At 56.4% G+C, this 18,130-nt stretch carries 15 protein-coding genes and 1 other RNA gene; 5 read left to right on the top strand and 11 right to left on the bottom strand.

The genetic code is table 11. The features are described 5' to 3' along the window. Positions 1 to 143: 143 nt before the first annotated feature. Both NQ012_RS03330 and ccoG read right to left on the bottom strand, forming a co-directional pair. Positions 144 to 701 carry a FixH family protein gene (locus NQ012_RS03330; RefSeq protein WP_257066149.1) on the bottom strand — a complete coding sequence of 186 codons (558 nt, stop codon included), beginning with the start codon at positions 699 to 701 and terminating at the stop codon, positions 144 to 146. Positions 702 to 706: 5 nt separating this feature from the next. Further along, positions 707 to 2,131, bottom strand: a complete 1,425-nt coding sequence (gene ccoG / locus NQ012_RS03325) for a cytochrome c oxidase accessory protein CcoG (RefSeq protein WP_257066148.1) — start codon at positions 2,129 to 2,131, stop codon at positions 707 to 709. A 187-nt stretch (positions 2,132 to 2,318) separates the two neighbouring features. Between ccoG and NQ012_RS03320 the strand changes: the two genes are divergently transcribed. Beyond that, positions 2,319 to 3,620 carry an aminotransferase class I/II-fold pyridoxal phosphate-dependent enzyme gene (locus NQ012_RS03320; protein WP_257066147.1) on the top strand — a complete coding sequence of 434 codons (1,302 nt, stop codon included), beginning with the start codon at positions 2,319 to 2,321 and terminating at the stop codon, positions 3,618 to 3,620. A gap of 294 nt (positions 3,621 to 3,914) precedes the next feature. On the opposite strand, the gene purF is transcribed toward NQ012_RS03320, so the two are convergent. From purF to NQ012_RS03280, 7 genes are all read right to left on the bottom strand, one after another. Then, on the bottom strand, positions 3,915 to 5,450 hold the full coding sequence (gene purF, locus NQ012_RS03315; RefSeq protein WP_257066145.1) for an amidophosphoribosyltransferase: 1,536 nt from the start codon (positions 5,448 to 5,450) through the stop codon (positions 3,915 to 3,917). Positions 5,451 to 5,465: 15 nt separating this feature from the next. Next, positions 5,466 to 5,963, bottom strand: coding sequence for a CvpA family protein (locus NQ012_RS03310; protein WP_257066143.1), 498 nt, complete (start codon positions 5,961 to 5,963; stop codon positions 5,466 to 5,468). Then, entirely contained in the window at positions 5,963 to 7,183 is a 1,221-nt protein-coding gene (locus NQ012_RS13045) for an SPOR domain-containing protein (RefSeq protein WP_306440787.1), read from the bottom strand. Before NQ012_RS13045 ends, NQ012_RS03310 begins: the two co-directional genes overlap by 1 nt. A 12-nt stretch (positions 7,184 to 7,195) precedes the next feature. Next, positions 7,196 to 8,482: a bifunctional tetrahydrofolate synthase/dihydrofolate synthase gene (gene folC, locus NQ012_RS03295; RefSeq protein ID WP_257066141.1), complete on the bottom strand. Its 1,287-nt coding sequence runs from the start codon at positions 8,480 to 8,482 to the stop codon at positions 7,196 to 7,198. 83 nt (positions 8,483 to 8,565) lie between these two features. Next, the gene (locus NQ012_RS03290) at positions 8,566 to 8,988 is read right to left on the bottom strand and encodes a protein YgfX (RefSeq protein ID WP_257066140.1); all 423 of its coding nucleotides are present in this window, start codon (positions 8,986 to 8,988) and stop codon (positions 8,566 to 8,568) included. Position 8,989: 1 nt separating this feature from the next. Beyond that, a complete protein-coding gene (locus tag NQ012_RS03285) occupies positions 8,990 to 9,349 on the bottom strand; it encodes a hypothetical protein (protein WP_257066139.1) in 360 nt (119 codons plus the stop codon). Positions 9,350 to 9,459: 110 nt separating this feature from the next. Further along, positions 9,460 to 13,290 (bottom strand): FAD/FMN-binding oxidoreductase, encoded by a 3,831-nt coding sequence (locus NQ012_RS03280; protein WP_257066138.1) that lies wholly within the window; start codon positions 13,288 to 13,290, stop codon positions 9,460 to 9,462. A gap of 265 nt (positions 13,291 to 13,555) precedes the next feature. Here NQ012_RS03280 and ffs point away from each other — a divergent pair. Continuing rightward, positions 13,556 to 13,652, top strand: an RNA gene (gene ffs / locus NQ012_RS03275) — signal recognition particle sRNA small type. Positions 13,653 to 13,786: 134 nt separating this feature from the next. Next, positions 13,787 to 14,602 carry a squalene synthase HpnC gene (hpnC, locus tag NQ012_RS03270; protein ID WP_257066137.1) on the top strand — a complete coding sequence of 272 codons (816 nt, stop codon included), beginning with the start codon at positions 13,787 to 13,789 and terminating at the stop codon, positions 14,600 to 14,602. 184 nt (positions 14,603 to 14,786) lie between these two features. Here hpnC and NQ012_RS03265 read toward each other — a convergent pair whose 3' ends face one another. After that, complete coding sequence (locus NQ012_RS03265; RefSeq protein WP_257066136.1) at positions 14,787 to 15,509, bottom strand: nitroreductase family protein; 723 nt, start codon at positions 15,507 to 15,509, stop codon at positions 14,787 to 14,789. Positions 15,510 to 15,708: 199 nt separating this feature from the next. On the opposite strand from NQ012_RS03265, the gene NQ012_RS03260 reads away from it, so the two are divergent. Next, complete coding sequence (locus tag NQ012_RS03260; protein ID WP_257066135.1) at positions 15,709 to 15,933, top strand: YdcH family protein; 225 nt, start codon at positions 15,709 to 15,711, stop codon at positions 15,931 to 15,933. Between the two features lie 224 nt (positions 15,934 to 16,157). On the opposite strand, the gene NQ012_RS03255 is transcribed toward NQ012_RS03260, so the two are convergent. Beyond that, the gene (locus NQ012_RS03255) at positions 16,158 to 16,496 is read right to left on the bottom strand and encodes a hypothetical protein (RefSeq protein ID WP_085365503.1); all 339 of its coding nucleotides are present in this window, start codon (positions 16,494 to 16,496) and stop codon (positions 16,158 to 16,160) included. A 265-nt stretch (positions 16,497 to 16,761) separates the two neighbouring features. Between NQ012_RS03255 and waaF the strand changes: the two genes are divergently transcribed. Then, positions 16,762 to 17,772 carry a lipopolysaccharide heptosyltransferase II gene (gene waaF / locus NQ012_RS03250; protein ID WP_257066209.1) on the top strand — a complete coding sequence of 337 codons (1,011 nt, stop codon included), beginning with the start codon at positions 16,762 to 16,764 and terminating at the stop codon, positions 17,770 to 17,772. Positions 17,773 to 18,130 lie beyond the last annotated feature (358 nt).

Here is an 18,130-nt window from a genome sequence, read left to right as displayed (position 1 = left end):
AAATAGCATTATCTTTGTTAAATGAATGGCATAAAACTGTAAATGCATAATGAGTAGAAAGGCCGCCTGAAAAATATTTTTCAGACGGCCTTTTGGGTGCGGACGAATTTGTTTTGATGCGGGTCGGAGCGGCTGTTTCGGGTTTATTGTGCGGCCGAAGCGGAAAGCAGTTTTTCCATCGGTTTCAGGTTGACGGCGTTGCCTTGGCTCACCAGCCATTTGTCTTCCACGCGCCATTTGCCGCCGGCGTCTTCCACGCGTACATACCAGTGGTGGGTGGCGGGAAGGGGTTTGAAAACGGCGTTGTATTCTGCTTTGTCGCCCGAGAGCACGCCGCCCTGGGCCGGTTGCAGTTTCACGGTTTGGTCATCGGCTTTTTTGGCCGGATGCATCAGCACCAGGTTGAGCGGCTCCTGCGGGTTGAAGTTGCCGCTTACCAATACTTTGGCGGCGTTTTTATCGGGATTAATCAGCACTTGCGCGTGAATATTGCGTTTGAAGGCTTCTTCGTCGCGGTGCAGTTGCAGGTCGATGTGTTTGCCGTCTTTGTAGTAGTCGTCGCTTACCAAGTCGGCCGAATTGCTTTTGGCCAGATAAAAGGTGTAGATGGCGGCGAACACCACAATCACCGGGCCGGCCATCAGGAGCCACGGCCAAGGTTCTTTATACCAAACTTTTGATTTCTGCGGTTGTTGGGGCACTTTGGTTATTCTCCGATAAACGATGCTTTTTCTGTGAGGGTGTGGGTGTCGCCGTTGTTTTCACGGTAGGTGAACTCAAACACGATGGGGTGGCTGCCTTTGTCGGCGTATTCGGGTATGGTCGAAACCTGAACGGGCACGGTGATGGTTTCTTTCGGCGGCACTTTGATGCCGTCTGAAGGCAGGCCGGTGAGGGAGATTTCATCGAAGCCGCTCACTTTGGCGGTTAACACCTGTTCGTTTTCGCTGTCGTTGATGATGCGCAGGTTGTAGGCATTTTCAAGCCAGCCTTGGTTGTTTTCGCGCACCATCACGCCGCGGTCTTTGATGATGTCCACGCTCAGGGTTTCGCGGGTGGATATGCCGGCAATCATGGCAATCACGGCGGCGGACAATACGGCGCCGTAGCCGATAACGCGCGGGCGCAGCAGGCGTTTTTTGATGTCTTTGTCGGCATATTCGTGTGCGAGCACGCTTTCGGTGGTGTAGCGTATCAGGCCGCGCGGGTAGTTCATTTTATCCATGATTTCGTCGCAGGCGTCGATGCAGGCGGCGCAGCCTATACATTGGTATTGCAGGCCGTCGCGGATGTCGATGCCCACGGGGCACACCTGCACGCACATGGTGCAGTTGATGCAGTCGCCGAGGTTGGTTTCTTCTTTGCTGGCGGTTTTCTTGCGGGCGCCGCGCGGTTCGCCGCGTTCGGCGTCGTAAGAGATAATCAGCGTGTCTTTATCGAACATCGCGCTTTGGAAGCGGGCGTAGGGGCACATGTGCAGGCACACTTGTTCGCGCATTTGATGGGCAAACAGCCAAGTCATAAAGCCGTAGAACGCGGCGGCAAACAGCGCGCCGCCGCTTGCGGTGAGGGTGAACACGGCGGGAACCAGCCCGCGTATCGGTGTGAACCAGCCGGCGAAGGTGATGCCCGTCCAGGCGCACACGGCGAAAATCAGCAGGTATTTGGTGGTTTTGATGCGGATTTTGCGGAAGCTCCACGGCTCTTTGTCGAGCTTCAAGCGTTTGTTGCGGTCGCCCTCAACAAGGTGGTCTATCCACAGCATGATTTCGGTGTAAACCGTTTGCGGGCAGGCATAACCGCACCACAAGCGGCCGGCGATGGTGGTCCACCAAAACAGGCCGAAGGCCGAAATAATCAGCAACAGGGCCAGATAAATCAAATCGCCCATGCCAAGCGAAAGGCCGAAAATATAGAAATGGCGCTCGGGTATGTCAAACAAAACGGCTTGGCGGCCGCTCCAGTTGAACCACGGCACTACATAAAACACGAACTGGGTGGCCAGAATCATCAACAGGCGCAAATTGGCAAAACGCCCTTTGGCCATTTTCGGGTGGATGCGTTTCGCACTTTGGTAAAGTTGGATAACTTGTTCTTTGGGTTGGGTTGGGCCTTTGGGTGCGCTCGGCATGGCGGAGTTCCTCAGCTTGGTAATGGCTTGCGTTATTTTCGTTATGGCGCGGCATTATAACAGTTTCCGGTTTTCAGACGGCCTGAAAATAAGGAGAGGCCGTCTGAAAAAACTACCAATAAATGCTTGCCAACTTTCTGAAAATCCTTTAGATTAGTTTGAACTAGAACAAAAAGGATTTTGTATTGTGGAATTAAAACCCAAAGGAAGCACCGCTGTCAATATCGCCCAATCCATTGCGGGGCTTATCCGCGAAGAAGTGTGGCCTGCCGGCTACCGGCTGCCCACCGTGCGCAGCCTCGCGCAAGAATTGGGGGTTAACCCCAACACCGTATCGGCGGCCTACAAACAACTGCGTGATGCAGGCATTATCGACACCGACGGCAGGCGCGGCAGTTTCGTGCCTGAAAAAACCGAAATTCTGCATACCGAAAGCGCCGTTCCCCAAGGTTTGGTGGATTTGGCTTCGGGCAATGTCGACCGCCGCCTGCTGCCCGAACTGCCGCCCGATTTGCTCGATGGTTATCATTTAGCCACCGATGTGGGCAGCCACGGCGACAACCCCGATCTGATGGCGTTTATCCGCAATTGGCTGCGGCAGAACACCGGCATCGAAGCCGACCTCATGCTGCTTTCAGGCAGTTTGGACATCATCGAACGCGCACTCAGCCAGCGTTGTATGCCCGGTGCAAAAGTGTTGGTGGAAACGCCGTGTTGGCTGCCGCTGCTGCCCTTGCTCGCCAGTTTGCGCCTTGAAGCCGTGCCGGCCGAAATGGACGAAGAGGGCGCAAAAATCCCCGAAAATATCGATTTCGGCCAAATTTCCGCTGTTATCCTCACCGCCCGTGCCCACAGCCCCACCGGCATCTGTTACAGCCGCGAACGCTGGCAGGCATGGCAGCGCGCGCTTGCGCCGCATAAAACATTGGTGATTATCGACGATCATTGGGCAGCACTCAGCCTGAAACCGTTTCACGGCATGGAAGGATTTGCCAACGAATGGATATACAGCACATCCACCAGCAAATTTCTCGGCACCGATATGCGCACCGCCATTGTCGCAGGAAACGGCAACACCCTAAAAGCCATGAAAAAACGCTTTTCGCTGGGGCCGCGCTGGATCAGCAAACTATTGCAGCACATCACGCTGCAATTGTGGCAGCGGCTGGGTGAGAGCGGGTTGGCCGACATCGCCGCAAGCTACCAAACCCGCCGCCAAAAGCTGCTTGGCCGTCTGCAACGGCACGGCATCCATGTGCCCGGCCAACACGGCGAAGGCCAGCATATCTGGCTGCCGGTTCACAACGAAGCGCAGGTGATCCAGTTTCTTGCCGCCAAAGGCTGGGCGGTGCAAAGCGGCGCGACTTTCAATTTATCGAAACAAAGCGCGGTCCGGATTACGATAGGCAACCTGAGCGAGCATGATTGCGAAACGCTGGCAGACGACATTGCTGAAACCCTGTCGGCAAGCGGCAAGGCAAGTTATTGAGCGTGAGGTGTCAAAGTGTTGCGAAAGGCAGAGAGTGTAGAAAATTACAGCGTTGTTTACACTTTTCGCTTTTTGCTTGAAGACCCATTTTGGGATTTTTGAGGGTTGTCAAGAATGCCGAAAGGCACGGCGAAGCCGCATCGTTCTTGAGAATGCTCAAAAATCACGAAACCATCATTCCAGCAAAAAACAAAAGTCGTTTAGCATAAAAAGTGTAAACAACCCGACCTTTTCCCACATTTTTCAGACGGCCTTTCGCTGTTTCTACACAGTCATCGCGAAGTGGAAAACAGGTTATTCATCGTCTTCTGGATGGTTGTTGATGCGTATCGCCGTGTGGATGGTGCCGGTAAGTGCGGCGGGCAGGGATTTGTCGGCGGAGAGTTTTTGCAGGTAGGCTTCGTCGATATCGCCGGTGGGATAGCGGCCGCTGAAGCATGAGGTGTCGAACGAAACGATGGCGGGGTTGAGTGATTTCACCACTTGTTCCAGCTCGGCCAAATCTTGGAAAACGCAGCCGTCGGCACCGATTTCGCGGGCGATTTCGTCTTTATCGCGGCCATTGGCTATCAGCTCTTCGCGGGTCGGCATATCGATGCCGTACACGTTGGGATAACGCACTTCGGGGGCAGCCGAGGCGAAATAGACTTTACGGGCGCCGGATGCGCGCACCATTTCGACGATTTCACGGCTGGTGGTGCCGCGCACGATGGAATCATCTACCAGCAGCACGCTTTTGCCTTTGAACTCGGATTCCATCGGGCTGAGTTTCTGACGCACCGATTTTTTGCGGGTAGCCTGGCCGGGCATGATGAAGGTGCGGCCGATGTAACGGTTTTTAATCAGCCCTTCGCGGTAAAGTTTGCCCAAATGATGGGCCAGTTCCATTGCACTGGGGCGGCTGGTGTCGGGAATCGGCATTACCACGTCGATATCGTCGATGGGCAGTTCGCGCTTCACTTTTTCGGCCAGTGTTACGCCCATGCCCAAGCGGGCACGGTAAACGGAAACGTTGTCGATTACCGAATCGGGGCGGGCGAAGTAAACGTATTCGAACAGGCAGGGGCTGAGCTTGGGGTTTTCGGTGCATTGGCGGGAGAAAAACTGCCCGTCCAAAGAAATGAACACGGCTTCGCCGGGGGCGATATCGCGTGCCAAATCAAATTCGATGGCATTAAAGGCAACCGATTCGGAAGCCACGGCATAGGCGGTGCGGCCGTCTGAAGCGGTTTGCGTGCCCAGTACCAGCGGGCGGATGCCGAGCGGATCCCGGAATGCCACCATGCCGTAGCCGGCTATCATGGCCACCACGCCGTATGCGCCGCGCACGCGTTTGTGCAGTTTGGCGACGGCATCAAAAATATTGTCGACGCTGAGCTGCGAAGAGCCGGAATCGGTGACTTCTCTGCGCAGTTCGTGGGCGAATACGTTTAGCAGCACTTCCGAATCGGAGCGGGTGTTGATGTGGCGCAAGTGTTTGTGGCACACGTTTTCATACAGCTCTTCGGTGTTGGTGAGGTTGCCGTTGTGCCCAAGCACGATGCCGAACGGCGAGCTGACGTAAAACGGTTGCGCTTCGGCGGTGCTGTCGGCATTGCCTGCGGTAGGGTAGCGCACATGGGCGATGCCGGCGTTGCCTGTCAGGTCGCGCATATTGCGGGTACGGAATACGTCGCGCACCATGCCTTTGCCTTTGTGCATATGAAAAATGCTGCCTTCCACGGTAACGATGCCGGCGGCATCCTGACCACGGTGTTGCAGCATTTGCAGGCCGTCGTAAAGGCTTTGGTTTACAGGTTGGTAGGCTACCATGCCCAATACGCCACACATTTTTCTCTCCGAACTTTAAAGGGGTTGATACTGTATTTTATCTGCAACGGCACCGGGCAGATAGGGCACGGCAAATTGTGCCAGCGACTCGAAATAGCCGGCGCTGATCGATTGGCGCCAGCCGTCGGTTTGCGGCAGGTCGGTAAACGAGCAGACGATTACCGCCAGCGTAACCAGCAAAATGCCTTTGAGTGCGCCGAATGCGCCGCCGAGCAGGCGGTTGACGCCGCCCAAACCCGTGGCCTGCGCGGCGCCGGTGAGCAGCGAACGTAAAAAACGCTGCACAAGCCATGCAGCGGCAAACAGAACGATAAACGACAAGGCCACAGCCACGGGGCGCGATTCGAACGATCTGAAGGCGATTTCCGAAAACGGCACGGCAAACGTTTTGGCCGCGATAAACGCCACGATCCAAGTGATTAAAGAGGCTACTTCGGCGATCATGCCGCGCATCATCGAAACGATAACGCACAGGCCGATCAGGCTGAAGGCGAGCAGGTCGAAAGTTGCCATCAGGGTTGTCCGATTACGATGCCGTCGGCACTTTTTTTGCGCAGCCGCTCCAAAGCCTTGCCGGCGGTTTCCCGGTCGGGGTAGTGGCCGGTGCGCACGCGGTAAACTTTGCCTTTACTGGTTTCCACTTCGGTGATGTAGGCGCTCACGCCCGCATCGGCCAGTTTCTGCTGCATTTGTTTGGCTTGGTCGCGGTTGCTGTATGCGCCGGCTTGGATAATGGCTTTTTTGGAAGCGGGCTTGCCTTCTAAAATGGTTTTGGGATCGCTTTTTTCAACCGATGCCTGCGCAGATTTGTTGTTTAAGGCGTCTTGTGCGGCTTTGCGGTTGGTTTCCTGCTGTTTTTTCTTGGCGCTTTCGGCAGCGCGTTTTTCGGCTTCGGCCTTGGCACGGGCTTCTTGTTGCGCTTTCAGACGGCCTTTTTCCTGTTCGGCCAAACGTGCCGCTTTCTGGCGTTCGGCTTCTTTGGCTGCGGCCTGTTCGCGCGCTTTGCGCGCTTGTGTTTCCTGTTCGGCTTTTTGTGCCGCCGCTTTTTGCTGCTCTTGCTGTTTCAAGCGTTCGGCCGCTGCTTTTTGCTGTGCCTGCCGTTTCAGGCGCTCGGCTTCGGCCTTTTTGGCGGCGGCTTTGCGTTCGGCTTCGGCATCGGGTTCGACACGGTTGTTAATCACCACCACGGGCGGCGGGGCGGCTTCTTCGGGTTTGGGCTGCGGCTTGGGCTGCGGTTTGGGTTGGGGTTTGGGCGCTTCGGCCTGAACGGGTTTGGCGGCAGGTTTGGCTTCCGCCGCTTTTTTTTCGGCCGCTGCTTTTGCGGCTGCGGTGGCAGCGGCGGTTTGGGCGGCGGATTCGGATACCGTTTGCTCTGCGGGCGCGGGCTGTGCCGGTGTTTGTGCGGGCGGGTTGGCAAGCGGGTTGCTCAGTTCGGTGGTTTGGGTGTCGGCCGGAGCGGGTTCCAATACGGCTGCGGGCGATAAATCGGAAGCATCGTCGGAAGAGGCGGCCTGATTGGCCTGCTCTACCTGCGGCGCAGTTTCCGATGCGGCTGAAGCGGCTTTTTCGATGCTGATGTTTTCGGCGGCTTCGTCTCCGCCGCCCCGGTTCAGAACATTGGCCAGCAGAATGCCTGCAAATATCACCAGCGCGGATGCGCCTACCAAGCGGCGGCGGTTTTTGCGCTTCAGTTTTTCGTATTCGTTCAGTGAATGGAAACGGTTGTTTGACATGAATCTGCCTTGTTACAAAATGGCCATGACTTCGGCAACGGTGTGGAAAGAACCGAAAACGGTAATTCTATCATTTTCCCCGGCCTGCGCCAAAGCGGCTTGATAGGCCGCTTGAATATTTTCAAAGCTTTGCACGGCATCGATGCCGCAGCGGTTGAGTTTTTGCGCTATTTCTTCGGCACTCATGCCGCGGGGCAGGTGCAGCGGGGCGATATACCATTGGTCGAACTGGTCTTTCACAATGTCGATAACGCTGTCTGAATCTTTGTCGGCCAAAATGCTGAATACGGCGGTGCGCTTTTCGGCGAAAGGCAGGGCAATCAGCCCTTGGCGCAGGGCGCGGGCGGCGTGCGGGTTGTGGGCGACGTCGAGAATGGTGAGCGGCCGGCCGGGCAGCACTTGGAAGCGGCCGGGGTTGTGAACCAGCAGCAGCCCGCGCTTGATGGAGCCGATGTCGATGGGCAGGCGCGGGTTGAGGCATTCGATAACGGCCAGCGCACAGGCGGCGTTGCCCAGTTGGTAGGCGCCGCGCAGGGCGGGCACGGGCAGGGCGTTGCGGTTGCGTTTGAGGCCGTCTGAAAGCCCCGATGCGGCAGTGGGGTGGAAGTGGAACGACCATTGCTGCTGTTCCATGCGGCTGAAATCGAAATCGCGTTTGGCCAAGAGCAGGTTGGCGCCTATGCTTTCGGCGTGCCGGCGCAGCGATTCGGGCGGCGGGTTTTGGCCGCAGACGGCGGGTTTGCCGCTGCGGAACACGCCGGCTTTTTCGTAGCCGACCGCTTCGACGGTGTCGCCCAGAAATGATTGGTGGTCGAGATCGATGCTGGTTACGGCGGCGCAGTCGGCATCGAAAACATTTACCGCATCCAAACGCCCGCCGAGGCCGACTTCCAGCACCATCACGTCAACGTTTTCGCGCATAAAGATATCGACGGCGGCCAGCGTGTTGAACTCGAAATAAGTGAGGGAAACACCGCCGCGCGCCGCTTCGATGCGCTCGAACGAGGCCGTAATCGTTTCGTCGCTTACAGGCCCGCCGTTGATACAGATGCGCTCGTTGTATTTGAGCAGGTGCGGGCTGGTGAGCGTGCCGACTTTAAAGCCGGCCTGCTTGTAAATCTGGGTGAGAAACGCGCACACCGAGCCTTTGCCGTTGGTGCCCGCCACCACCACTACGGGGCATTGCGGCTCGAGCCGCATGGTGTTTTTCACTTCGCCCACGCGCGACAAGCCCATGTCAATCAGTCCCGCGCTGTGGGCGGTTTCGAGATGCGATAACCAGTCGTTTAATGTTTTCATTTTGAAAGTGATAAATGTGTGTAGAGGCCGTCTGAAAACGGGGAATGCGGAAACGGTGTTTCAGACGGCCTTGAAAGGAAAGGTTAATCTTTAGGTTGCCCCCAGCGTGCCCAAACCAGCAGGCGGCGGAAGTTTTCGCGCTCCGCCATATCGGGCAGCACAAACTGCCATACCGTGCGGCCGCCCAAATCCCATTTCAAAAACAAGGCATAAGGCGAAACCAAGCTGCCCGGGCACAACACGGCTTCGAAAGCGGTTTGCGGCCTGCCGACAAACACCACCGCCCGCCCCTGCGGGCTGACGGCGATTTTGTGCACGGCATCGGTACGGCGCAGGTTTTGGCTGTGCCACGCCCAGAAAAAAGCGGCCGCCAGCAACAGCAAACCGATGATACGCGCCGCGCCGTGAAACGCGGTAAGGCAGAGATAAGCCGCCCAAAGGTGCAAAAACACCGTTAGGGCTTTGCCGGTGCGCGAAGGTTTGAAGGCCGTCTGAAAAGGGCGCATCTTACATCATATTGTCGAATACGGGGGTGATGTTCAGCTCGGCTTCTTCCATATCAAGCACCATGTCGTGGATTTCCACTTCGAAGTATTCCCAGAAGGCTTTCAGGCTCATATCGGCCGGCCATTGGCTGCGGGGGATGTCCCAGCCGGAAATTTCGGCTTCGAAAATGGTTTGGTAATGCTCGTCGAAATAGGAAACCACCGCTTCGGGTTCGTCGAACTGCGGCACGAGAAACACCGAGCAGTTGCTGCGGATTTGTTCCAGCGTTAAATCGGGCATATTTTCATCGGCCTGTTTGAGCCAGGCGAGAAAGTTTGCGGTGGGTTTCAGCACCACGGCGGTGCGGTCAACAAAATACATGGTGCGTCCTTACGGGTAAATTTCAGACGGCATTGTACTGAATATCGGCGGCAAACCGAAAGGCCGTCTGAAAAAATCTTTTCAGACGGCCTCTTGCGTCGCAGCCGGGCTTACAGCCGCACTTTCTCGATGCCGCCGTTATTGGCTTTTTCAACGAATTCGTTCTGCCAGTTGTCGCCGAGGATATGCTTGGCCATTTCCACTACGATGTAGTCGGCGGGCAGTTGGTTGTCGTCGGTGTAGCGGCTTAAACCTTGCAGGCAGGCGGGGCAGGAGGTGAGCATTTTCACCGGCTCGCCCTGCGGCAGTTGGTTGAGGTTTTTCTCGATTTCTTCCTGTTTGCGGAATTTCACCTGCGTGGTGATGTCGGGCCGTTTGACGGCAAACATGCCGCTCTCGCCGCAGCAGCGGTCGCTCAACACCACTTCTTTGCCCATCAGTTCGCTGGTCATTTTGGTGGCGTTCATGGTTTTGATCGGGCTGTGGCAGGGGTCGTGGTAGAGATATTGCTGACCGCTTACGCCGTCGAGCTTGATGCCTTTTTCGAGCAGAAACTCGTGGATGTCGATGATGCGGCAGCCGGGGAAAATGTCTTCGAAGCGGTATTTTTCGAGCTGGTCGTAGCAGGTGCCGCAGCTTACTACCACGGTTTTGATGTCGAGATAATTCAAGGTGTTGGCCAAACGGTGGAACAGCACGCGGTTTTCGGTGGTCATCTGTTCGGCTTTGGCTTTGTTGCCGCCCGCGTCTTGCGGATAGCCGCAGCAGAGGTAGCCGGGCGGCAGCACGGTTTGCACGCCGGCGTGCCACAGCATGGCTTGGGTGGCCAGCCCCACTTGGCTGAACAGGCGCTCGGAGCCGCAGCCGGGGAAGTAGAACACGGCTTCGGCGTCTTCGCCGGTTTGCGGGTTGCGGATAATCGGCACGGTTTTGGCGTCTTCGATGTTCAGCAGCGCGCGGGCGGTTTTAATCGGCACGTTGCGCGGCAGCGGGCGGTTGATAAAGTGCACCACTTGCTCTTTTATCGGGGCTTTGCCGGTGGTGGCTTTGGGGGCGGCTTTCTGGCGGCCTGCGCCGATGTGGAATTTCTTGCCCCATTGGTAGCCTATGTTTTGCAGTTTGAAGCCGGCTTCCACCACGCCTTTGCGCAGAATATTGATGGTGCGCGGGTCGGTGGCGTTGAGAAAGGCCATGCCTGCGGCCACGGCGGGGTTGAATTTGCGTTTGCCGGATTTGTGCAGGTAGTTGCGGATGGCTACGGTAACGTCGCCGAAGTCAATGTTGACGGGGCAGGGTTTGACACAGCGGTGGCAGACGGTACAATGGTCGCCCACGTCGTTGAGTTCGTCGAAATGTTTGATCGACACGCCGCGGCGGGTTTGTTCTTCGTATAAAAACGCTTCGGTTAACAGGCCGACGCCGAGGATTTTGTTACGCGGGCTGTAGAGCAGGTTGGCGCGGGGAACGTGGGTGCTGCACACGGGTTTGCATTTGCCGCAGCGCAGGCAGTCTTTCACCGATTCGGCGATGGTGCCGAGGGCGGACTGCTCCATAATCAGTGATTCCACGCCCAATAATTCGAACGAAGGCGTGTAGGCGTTGCGTAAATCGGCGCCTTTCATCAATTTGTGGCGGTTGAAGCGGCCTTGCGGGTCGATTTTGGCTTTGTAGTCCCAGAAGGGCTGCATTTCTTCGTCGGTGAGGAACTCGAGCTTGGTGATGCCGATGCCGTGTTCGCCGGAAATCACGCCGTTAAGGCTGCGGGCGATGGCCATGATGCGCTCCACAGCTTTATGGGCCGTCTGAAGCATATCGTAATCGTCTGAATTTACGGGGATATTGGTGTGCACGTTGCCGTCGCCCGCGTGCATGTGCAGCGCCACGAACACGCGCGAGCGCACCACTTTGGCATGGATTTTCGCCAAACCCTGCATGATTTTGGTGTCGGTTTTGCCGCTGAAGATTTCAGACAGGGGTTTCATCACGTCGGCTTTAATCGATACGCGCAGGCGGAAATCGCGGAAGGCGGTAAAGCTGCTTTCGCTGTCGCTCGCTTCGGGCGCGGCGTACACGGCGGCACCGTAGCGCTGTTTATAGCCGGCCAGCGGCGCGTCGAGGTTGGCGAGCAGCCATTGCCAGCGCTCTTGCACGGCCTCTACGTGCGCGAGCGCGTGGTTGGCGCGTTCGCCCAGCAGTTCGCTTTTGGGCAGGTCGGTGCCCATCTGTTCGACCGGCAGGTTGCCTTGCAGGTATTGGATCAGCGCTTCGCAGAGAGCGAGTTTGTTTTTAATCGACAATTCGATGTTGATGCGTTCGATGCCGTCTGAATACTCGCCCAGGCGCTCCAGCGGAATCACCACGTCTTCGTTGATTTTGAAGGCGTTGGTGTGTTTGGCGATGGCAGCGGTGCGGCTGCGGTCGAGCCAGAAGGTTTTGCGCGCTTCGGGGGTAACGGCGATAAAGCCTTCGCCGTCGCGCGCCTGCGCAAGCTTCACGATATGGTCGGCCGCTTCGATAACGGCGGCTTCATCGTCGCTGACGATGTCGGCAATCAGCACCATTTTCGGGCGGCCTTTGCCCGCCGCTTTGGTGGCGTAGCCGACGGCGCGCACATAGCGCCAGTCGAGGTGTTCCAAGCCAGCCAGTTGCACGCTCTCGTGGCCGAGCAGGTAGTCGCGGATTTCCACGATGGAAGGCGTGGCGTTGGCGACGGTGCCGAAAAATTCCAAACAGATGGTGCGGATGTGTTTGGGCATGGTGTGCAGCACGAACGCGCAGCTGGTGATGATGCCGTCGGTGCCTTCTTTCTGCACGCCGGGCAGGCCGCTTAGGAATTTGTCGGTAACGTCTTTGCCGAGGCCGACTTTGCGGAATTTGTGGCCGGGGATTTCCAAACGCTCGGTTTTCACGGTGTTCAGGCCGTCTGAAGTGAGCGTGTGCACGTCGAATATGGCGGTGTCTTCGTCGTGGATTTTGCCGAAGTTGTGGCGAACGCGCTCGATTTTCAGCCATTCGCCCTGCGGGTTGACCATTTTCCAATAGGCGAGGTTGTCCAGCGCCGTGCCCCACAGCACCGCTTTTTTGCCGCCGGCGTTCATCGCCACGTTGCCGCCCACGCAGGAAGCGTCGGCGGAAGTGGGGTCGACCGCAAACACGAGCTTGGCGGCGGATGCGGTTTCTTCCACCCGACGCGTAACCACGCCGGCGCCGCAGTGGATAATCGGGTGCATACCCTCGAGGCCGGGCAGTTCCACATATTGCACGCCGTTGTGTTTGTCGAGTTTTTCGGTGTTGATTACCGCGCTCATCGCATCGAGCGGCACCGCGCCGCCGGTGTAGCCGGTGCCGCCGCCGCGCGGAATAATGGTTAAATCCAGCTCGATTAAGGCGCGTACCAGCGGCGCGATTTCGTCTTCGCTGTCGGGGTTGACCACCACAAACGGATATTCCACGCGCCAGTCGGTGGCGTCGGTAACGTGGCTCACGCGGGCGAGGCCGTCGAACATGATGTTGTGTTTGCGGGTGATTTTGCTCAAACGCGCCAGAATCTGCTCACGCTTTTGGCGGGTGGTTGCAAAACTTTCGTCAAACCGTTTAACCGCCGCTTCGGCCGCCAGCAGCAGCTCGGCCACCTGTTCGTTGTTGTCGCGCCGCTTCTGAATCTCGCCCAAACGGTGGTGCATTTCCTGCACCAGCGCGGCTTGGCGTGCGGGATGTTCGAGCAGGTCGTCAACCAGATAGGGGTTGCGCACCACCACCCAAATGTCGCCGAGCACTTCAAACAGCATGCGCGCCGAACGCCCCGTTCTGCGCTGGCCGCGCAATTCCTGCAACACGTTCCAAGCGCTTTCGCCCAACAGGCGGATAACGATTTCGCGGTCGGAATAAGACGTGTAGTTATACGGGATTTCGCGGATACGTTGGGTGGCGGTGGCAGTCATAAGCGGGCGGTTCCGAAAAATATTGTTGTATGTGTGCGGATTTTTGTTTTCAGACGGCCTCTGTAAAGGCCGCTTGAAAGCATAAAACAAGGGGGCTTAATGTAATGTAATTTCTGCCTTTTTTCAATGGAAAAATATGGGCGTGCAATATGCAGGCCGTTCATGCAGGCGGGCGGTTTTGTTGACAATCATCTTGCTTTTGCCGGCGGCAGGCGCAATTAGCGCTTGGTTTGCGCGGTTAAAGCAGATATAATACGCAGCTTACGGCGGGTCTCCCCGCATGGTAATTCGGAACAACGGGTCAGGGGCGGAAGCCAGCAGCCCACTCTGATGCGCCAGTGCCGGGGGTTTGGCTCGCCGCCCTAAATTTGAAAAACACCGACTGCTGTTGATGCGTCGGTGTTTTTGTTTGCAGGCCGTCTGAAAAATATGCTGTTATATATTTGTTTTCAGACGGCCTTTTACGCCGTAACTTAAATTTGCCGGAAGAACCCATATGTCGGTTAACCACTACGAAAACTTCCCCGTCGGCTCCATCGTGCTGCCGCGCCGTTTGCGCAAGCCCACCCACGCCGTTTACGCCTTTGCCCGCACCGCCGACGATATTGCCGACGAAGGCGGCGCAACCGATGCCGAACGCTTGCAGGGTTTGGCCGATTTGCGTGCCGAGTTAGACAGAATCGGCCGCGGCGAAGCACCGCAAACCGCATTGATGCAGCGTTTGCAGACCGAAGCGCTGCAACCGTTCGGCCTGCCTTTGCAGCCGTTTTACGACCTGCTTTCCGCATTCGGGCAGGATGTGCAGCAAAAGCGTTATCAGAATTTCGGCGAGCTGGTGGACTATTGCCGCCGTTCCGCCAACCCCGTGGGCCGTATCATGCTCCACCTTTACGGCGAACACGATCCTTTAAGCACGGCGCAGAGCGACGGCATCTGCACCGCGTTGCAGCTGGTTAATTTCTGGCAGGACGTGGCCGTGGACTGGCAGAAAGGGCGCGTGTATATCCCGCAAGACGATTTGCAGAAGTTCGGCGTGAGCGAGGCACAGATTGCCGAGGGCAGGGCGGATTTTGCCTTTCAGCGGCTGATGGCCTATGAATGCGAACGCGCCCATAAAATGCTCAAAGCCGGCTCGCCGCTGGCCAAAACGCTCAAAGGCCGCATGGGGCTGGAGCTGCGCATGATTGTTCTGGGCGCGCAGCAGATTCTGCACAAACTCGAAGCCAACCGCTACGACGTGTTCAACCGCCGTCCCGTGCTGGAAGCCAAAGACTGGTGGGTGGTGGTGAAACGGGCGGTGTTGAAGAAGTGAAGTTGGGGGAATGAAAAAAGGGAACGGCGGGCGTTCCCTTTTTGATTTTCGTATGGGGCTTTGGCAAAGGTATCAAACCGTTTAGGCCGTCTGAAAATATCTGCCTACGATTATCAATTTAATATGATGCTTTTTAATTTTGCGGTGGTTCTAAACATCATTCGTCCGGTGCGGTTTTGGTTAATCAGCCTTGCGTTTGCAGCAGGGGGATGTTTTTGGGGGCGTAGGTGCTGCTGTAATAGCGGGAGAATTTTTCGCGGTAGGGAAATTTTTCGCGCGCTTCGCCGAAAGCGGTCATGGTGCGTTCGTATTGCTCGAGGCCGTCTGAAAGGGTTTGTTCTTCGGGATAGCGGTTTTCGGCGTAAACGGTGTTTTCGGGCAGGCGCGGTTTGAGCTGCATTTCGATATCGGGCGTGCCGATGCAGAGTCCGAAAACGGGGAAGGTGTTTTCGGGCAGACCGAGCAGGGCAACCAACTCGGCGGCGATGTTGCGGATGCCGCCGGTGTAGCAGGTGGCGTAACCCAGGCTTTCGGCGGCCACTGCGGCGTTTTGGGCGGCCAGGGCGGTGTCGGTAACGGCGGTAATCAGGCTGTCGGGTTCGCCTGCGGCGCTGAACGTGCCGTTATAGGCGCGGCTGCACAAGCCGGCGCGGTGCAGGTCGGCCACGAAAACCAGATAGGTGCTGCATGTGCCGATTTGCGGGTTGGCCGGTTGCAGGGCGGTAATCCCGGCGCGCAATTCGGGCGAGGTGATGTTGATGATGGTGTAGTGCTGGCCGTTCATCCACGAAGGGGCTTGGCGGGCGCAGTTAATAATGGTTTGCAGGTGTTCCGGCGGCAGGGTGAGGCCGGTTTTGAAATGGCGGTAGGTGCGGTGGTTCAATAGGGTGGCAATGGCGTGGTTCATGGCGGTTTCCTGTGTGGGGAGTGGGGGGATTGTATGCGCGGCTGCGGGAAACGTCCACTCTGTGGCAGGGTTGCGGCAGGGCGGGGCGCAATCAGAAAATGGGCTGGATAAGCAAGGCTGCTTTGTTATAAAATGTAGTGGAACTCAGGTAAGCAAGAAATTGCTTGTTTTTTAATTTGTATGTTAAGAGGAAAACGAAATGTTCCCCGAATACCGCGATTTGATTTCTAAATTAAAACAAGAAGATGCCCACTTCGCCCGTTTGTTTGACGAGCATAACGAGCTGGACGACAAAATCACCGGCTTAACCAATAACCCGGTAACCGAAGGCTTGAACGAAATCGAAGAGCTGAAAAAACAGAAGCTGCATCTGAAAGACCAACTGTATGCGATTTTGCTGAAAGCCGATAAAGAAGCGAAATAAACCGTTATCAAACGAGGCCGTCTGAAATATGTTTTTCAGACGGCCTTTTGCCGTTTGAGACCTTTGCAAAACCGCCATCTGCGGCGTATTTCTGCGTTGTGCGCTTATGCCCTTTAGGGTACTGCCCGCTCGCTTAGCCTTGTATTTGATATGTCTGCGCTCGCTGCGCTGCTACGCCTTGAACTGCATCCGTATCTGACGGTTTTGCAAAGGTCTCCGTTTATTTACAGGCAGCAGCTGCCGAAACGCAGTTTTTTGCTGAACACCAGTTCGTGTGTGAGTTGTTTCACCACCAGAATGTTGGTGTGGTTTTCGAGCGCGCGGATGCTGTGGGCCTCGTGCGGCTCCAAACGCACCACCTGAAGCCCGCGGGTGTCGATGGTTTCTTTTTCGGTGGTGATTTGCGCGCTGCCGTTGAGCACAATCAGAAGCACGATGGCGTCGGTTTCGTAAACGGGAATTTCGTTGTCGCGTTGCAGCGAAAGCTGCACGAGCTGTTGGTCGTTGTCTTCGGCGATTACGCCGCCGATAAGGGCTTGGGGGTCTAGAGTATATTGTTTCATGGCGTAAGTTCTCTGTGAAATTTAATTACGCCGCCCATTATAAAACCGCCGCAAACGGCGGGCGTGTTTTTTCAGACGGCCTTTTGATATAAGGCAAAGGCACGGCTTTGCAGTATTAGTAAATCCACTTAATTTCCATTACGGCGTTGCTGCGCCTTGCCGTACTATTTGTACTGTCTTCGGCTTGCTGCCTTGTACTGAAAATTAATTGGATTCACTATACAATACGCGCCATATTCAAAAACACCGAACCACACCGATAACCATGCCGAAAAAAATCCTGATTATTTCCCCCAGCTGGATAGGTGACTGCGTGATGACGCAGCCGCTCTACCGCCGTCTGCACGAGCTGCACCCCGGCGCCACCATCGACGTGTTCGCCCCCAAATGGTCGATGGCCGTGTTCGAGCGTATGCCCGAAATCAACGAAATCATCGAAAACCCGTTCGGCCACGGCGCGCTGGCGCTGAAGAAACGCTGGCAGACGGGGCGGCAGTTGGGGCGGCGCGGGTACGATCAGGTTATCGTGCTGCCCGGCTCGCTTAAATCAGCTCTGATTGCGGCGGCCACCGGCATCAAACAGCGCACGGGCTATGTGGGCGAATCGCGCTATCTGCTGCTCAACGACATCCGCAAACTCGATAAGGCCGCGCTGCCGCTGATGGTTGACCGCTATACCGCGCTGGCCTATCCCTCGCAAGCTGAATTCAACGGGCGTTCGGGTAATCCGTTGTTCAAAATCGATGCAGACAGCAAAGTGGCCGCGCTGGCCAAACACGGCTTGGACACCGCCAAGCCCGTTTTGGCTTTTTGCCCGGGAGCCGAATACGGCCCCGCCAAACGCTGGCCCGCCCGCCACTTTGCCGAGCTGGCCCGCCGCTATGCCCGCTCGGGCTGGCAGATTTGGCTGTTCGGCTCGCAAAAAGACTTTGAAACCGCAGAAGAAATCAACACGCTTTCAGACGGCCTCTGCATTAATTTGTGCGGCAAAACCAATTTGGCGGAAGCCATCGATTTATTGGCCTGTGCCGAAGCCGTGGTCTGCAACGACAGCGGCCTGATGCATCTGGCTGCCGCTTTGGGGCGCAAATTGGTGGCGGTGTACGGCTCGTCCAGCGCCGACCACACACCGCCGTTAAGCGACCGCGCCGCCATTGTGAGCCTGAATTTGGACTGCTCGCCCTGTTTCAAACGCGAATGCCCGTTGGGGCACACCGATTGTTTGAACAAACTCACGCCTGATTTGGTGGAGCAGGCGGTAAAGTCGCTGGGGTAGGCCGGTTTTTTGTACGCTTCGTCATAATCTGGCCTGGCCCGAGTATCTTGAGTTTCAGAAATGTGAGATATTCGGGTCAAGCCCGAGTATGATTTATGTGCTTTTTGTTAAGTTGATTCGCTTTAACGGTTTGAATCTGCAATGAAGGTTTGAGACCTTTGCAAAAAACCAATTCAAACCTGACAGCATTTGTGTCCCGTCATTAGCTTCGCAAGTCCGCTGCACTGCCCCCGTGCAGCGGACTTGCGAAGCTAATGACGAAATCAAACATTTCAGACGGCCTGAGACCTTTGCAAAACTCCCTGAAAAACCACTGTGCAAAGAATCGACGTCATTCCCGCGCAGGCGGGAACCCATT

The organism is Neisseria dentiae (genome assembly GCF_024580525.1).
Taxonomy (GTDB): Bacteria; Pseudomonadota; Gammaproteobacteria; order Burkholderiales; family Neisseriaceae; genus Neisseria; species Neisseria dentiae_A.
This window is presented reverse-complemented; position numbering and strand designations above follow the sequence as displayed.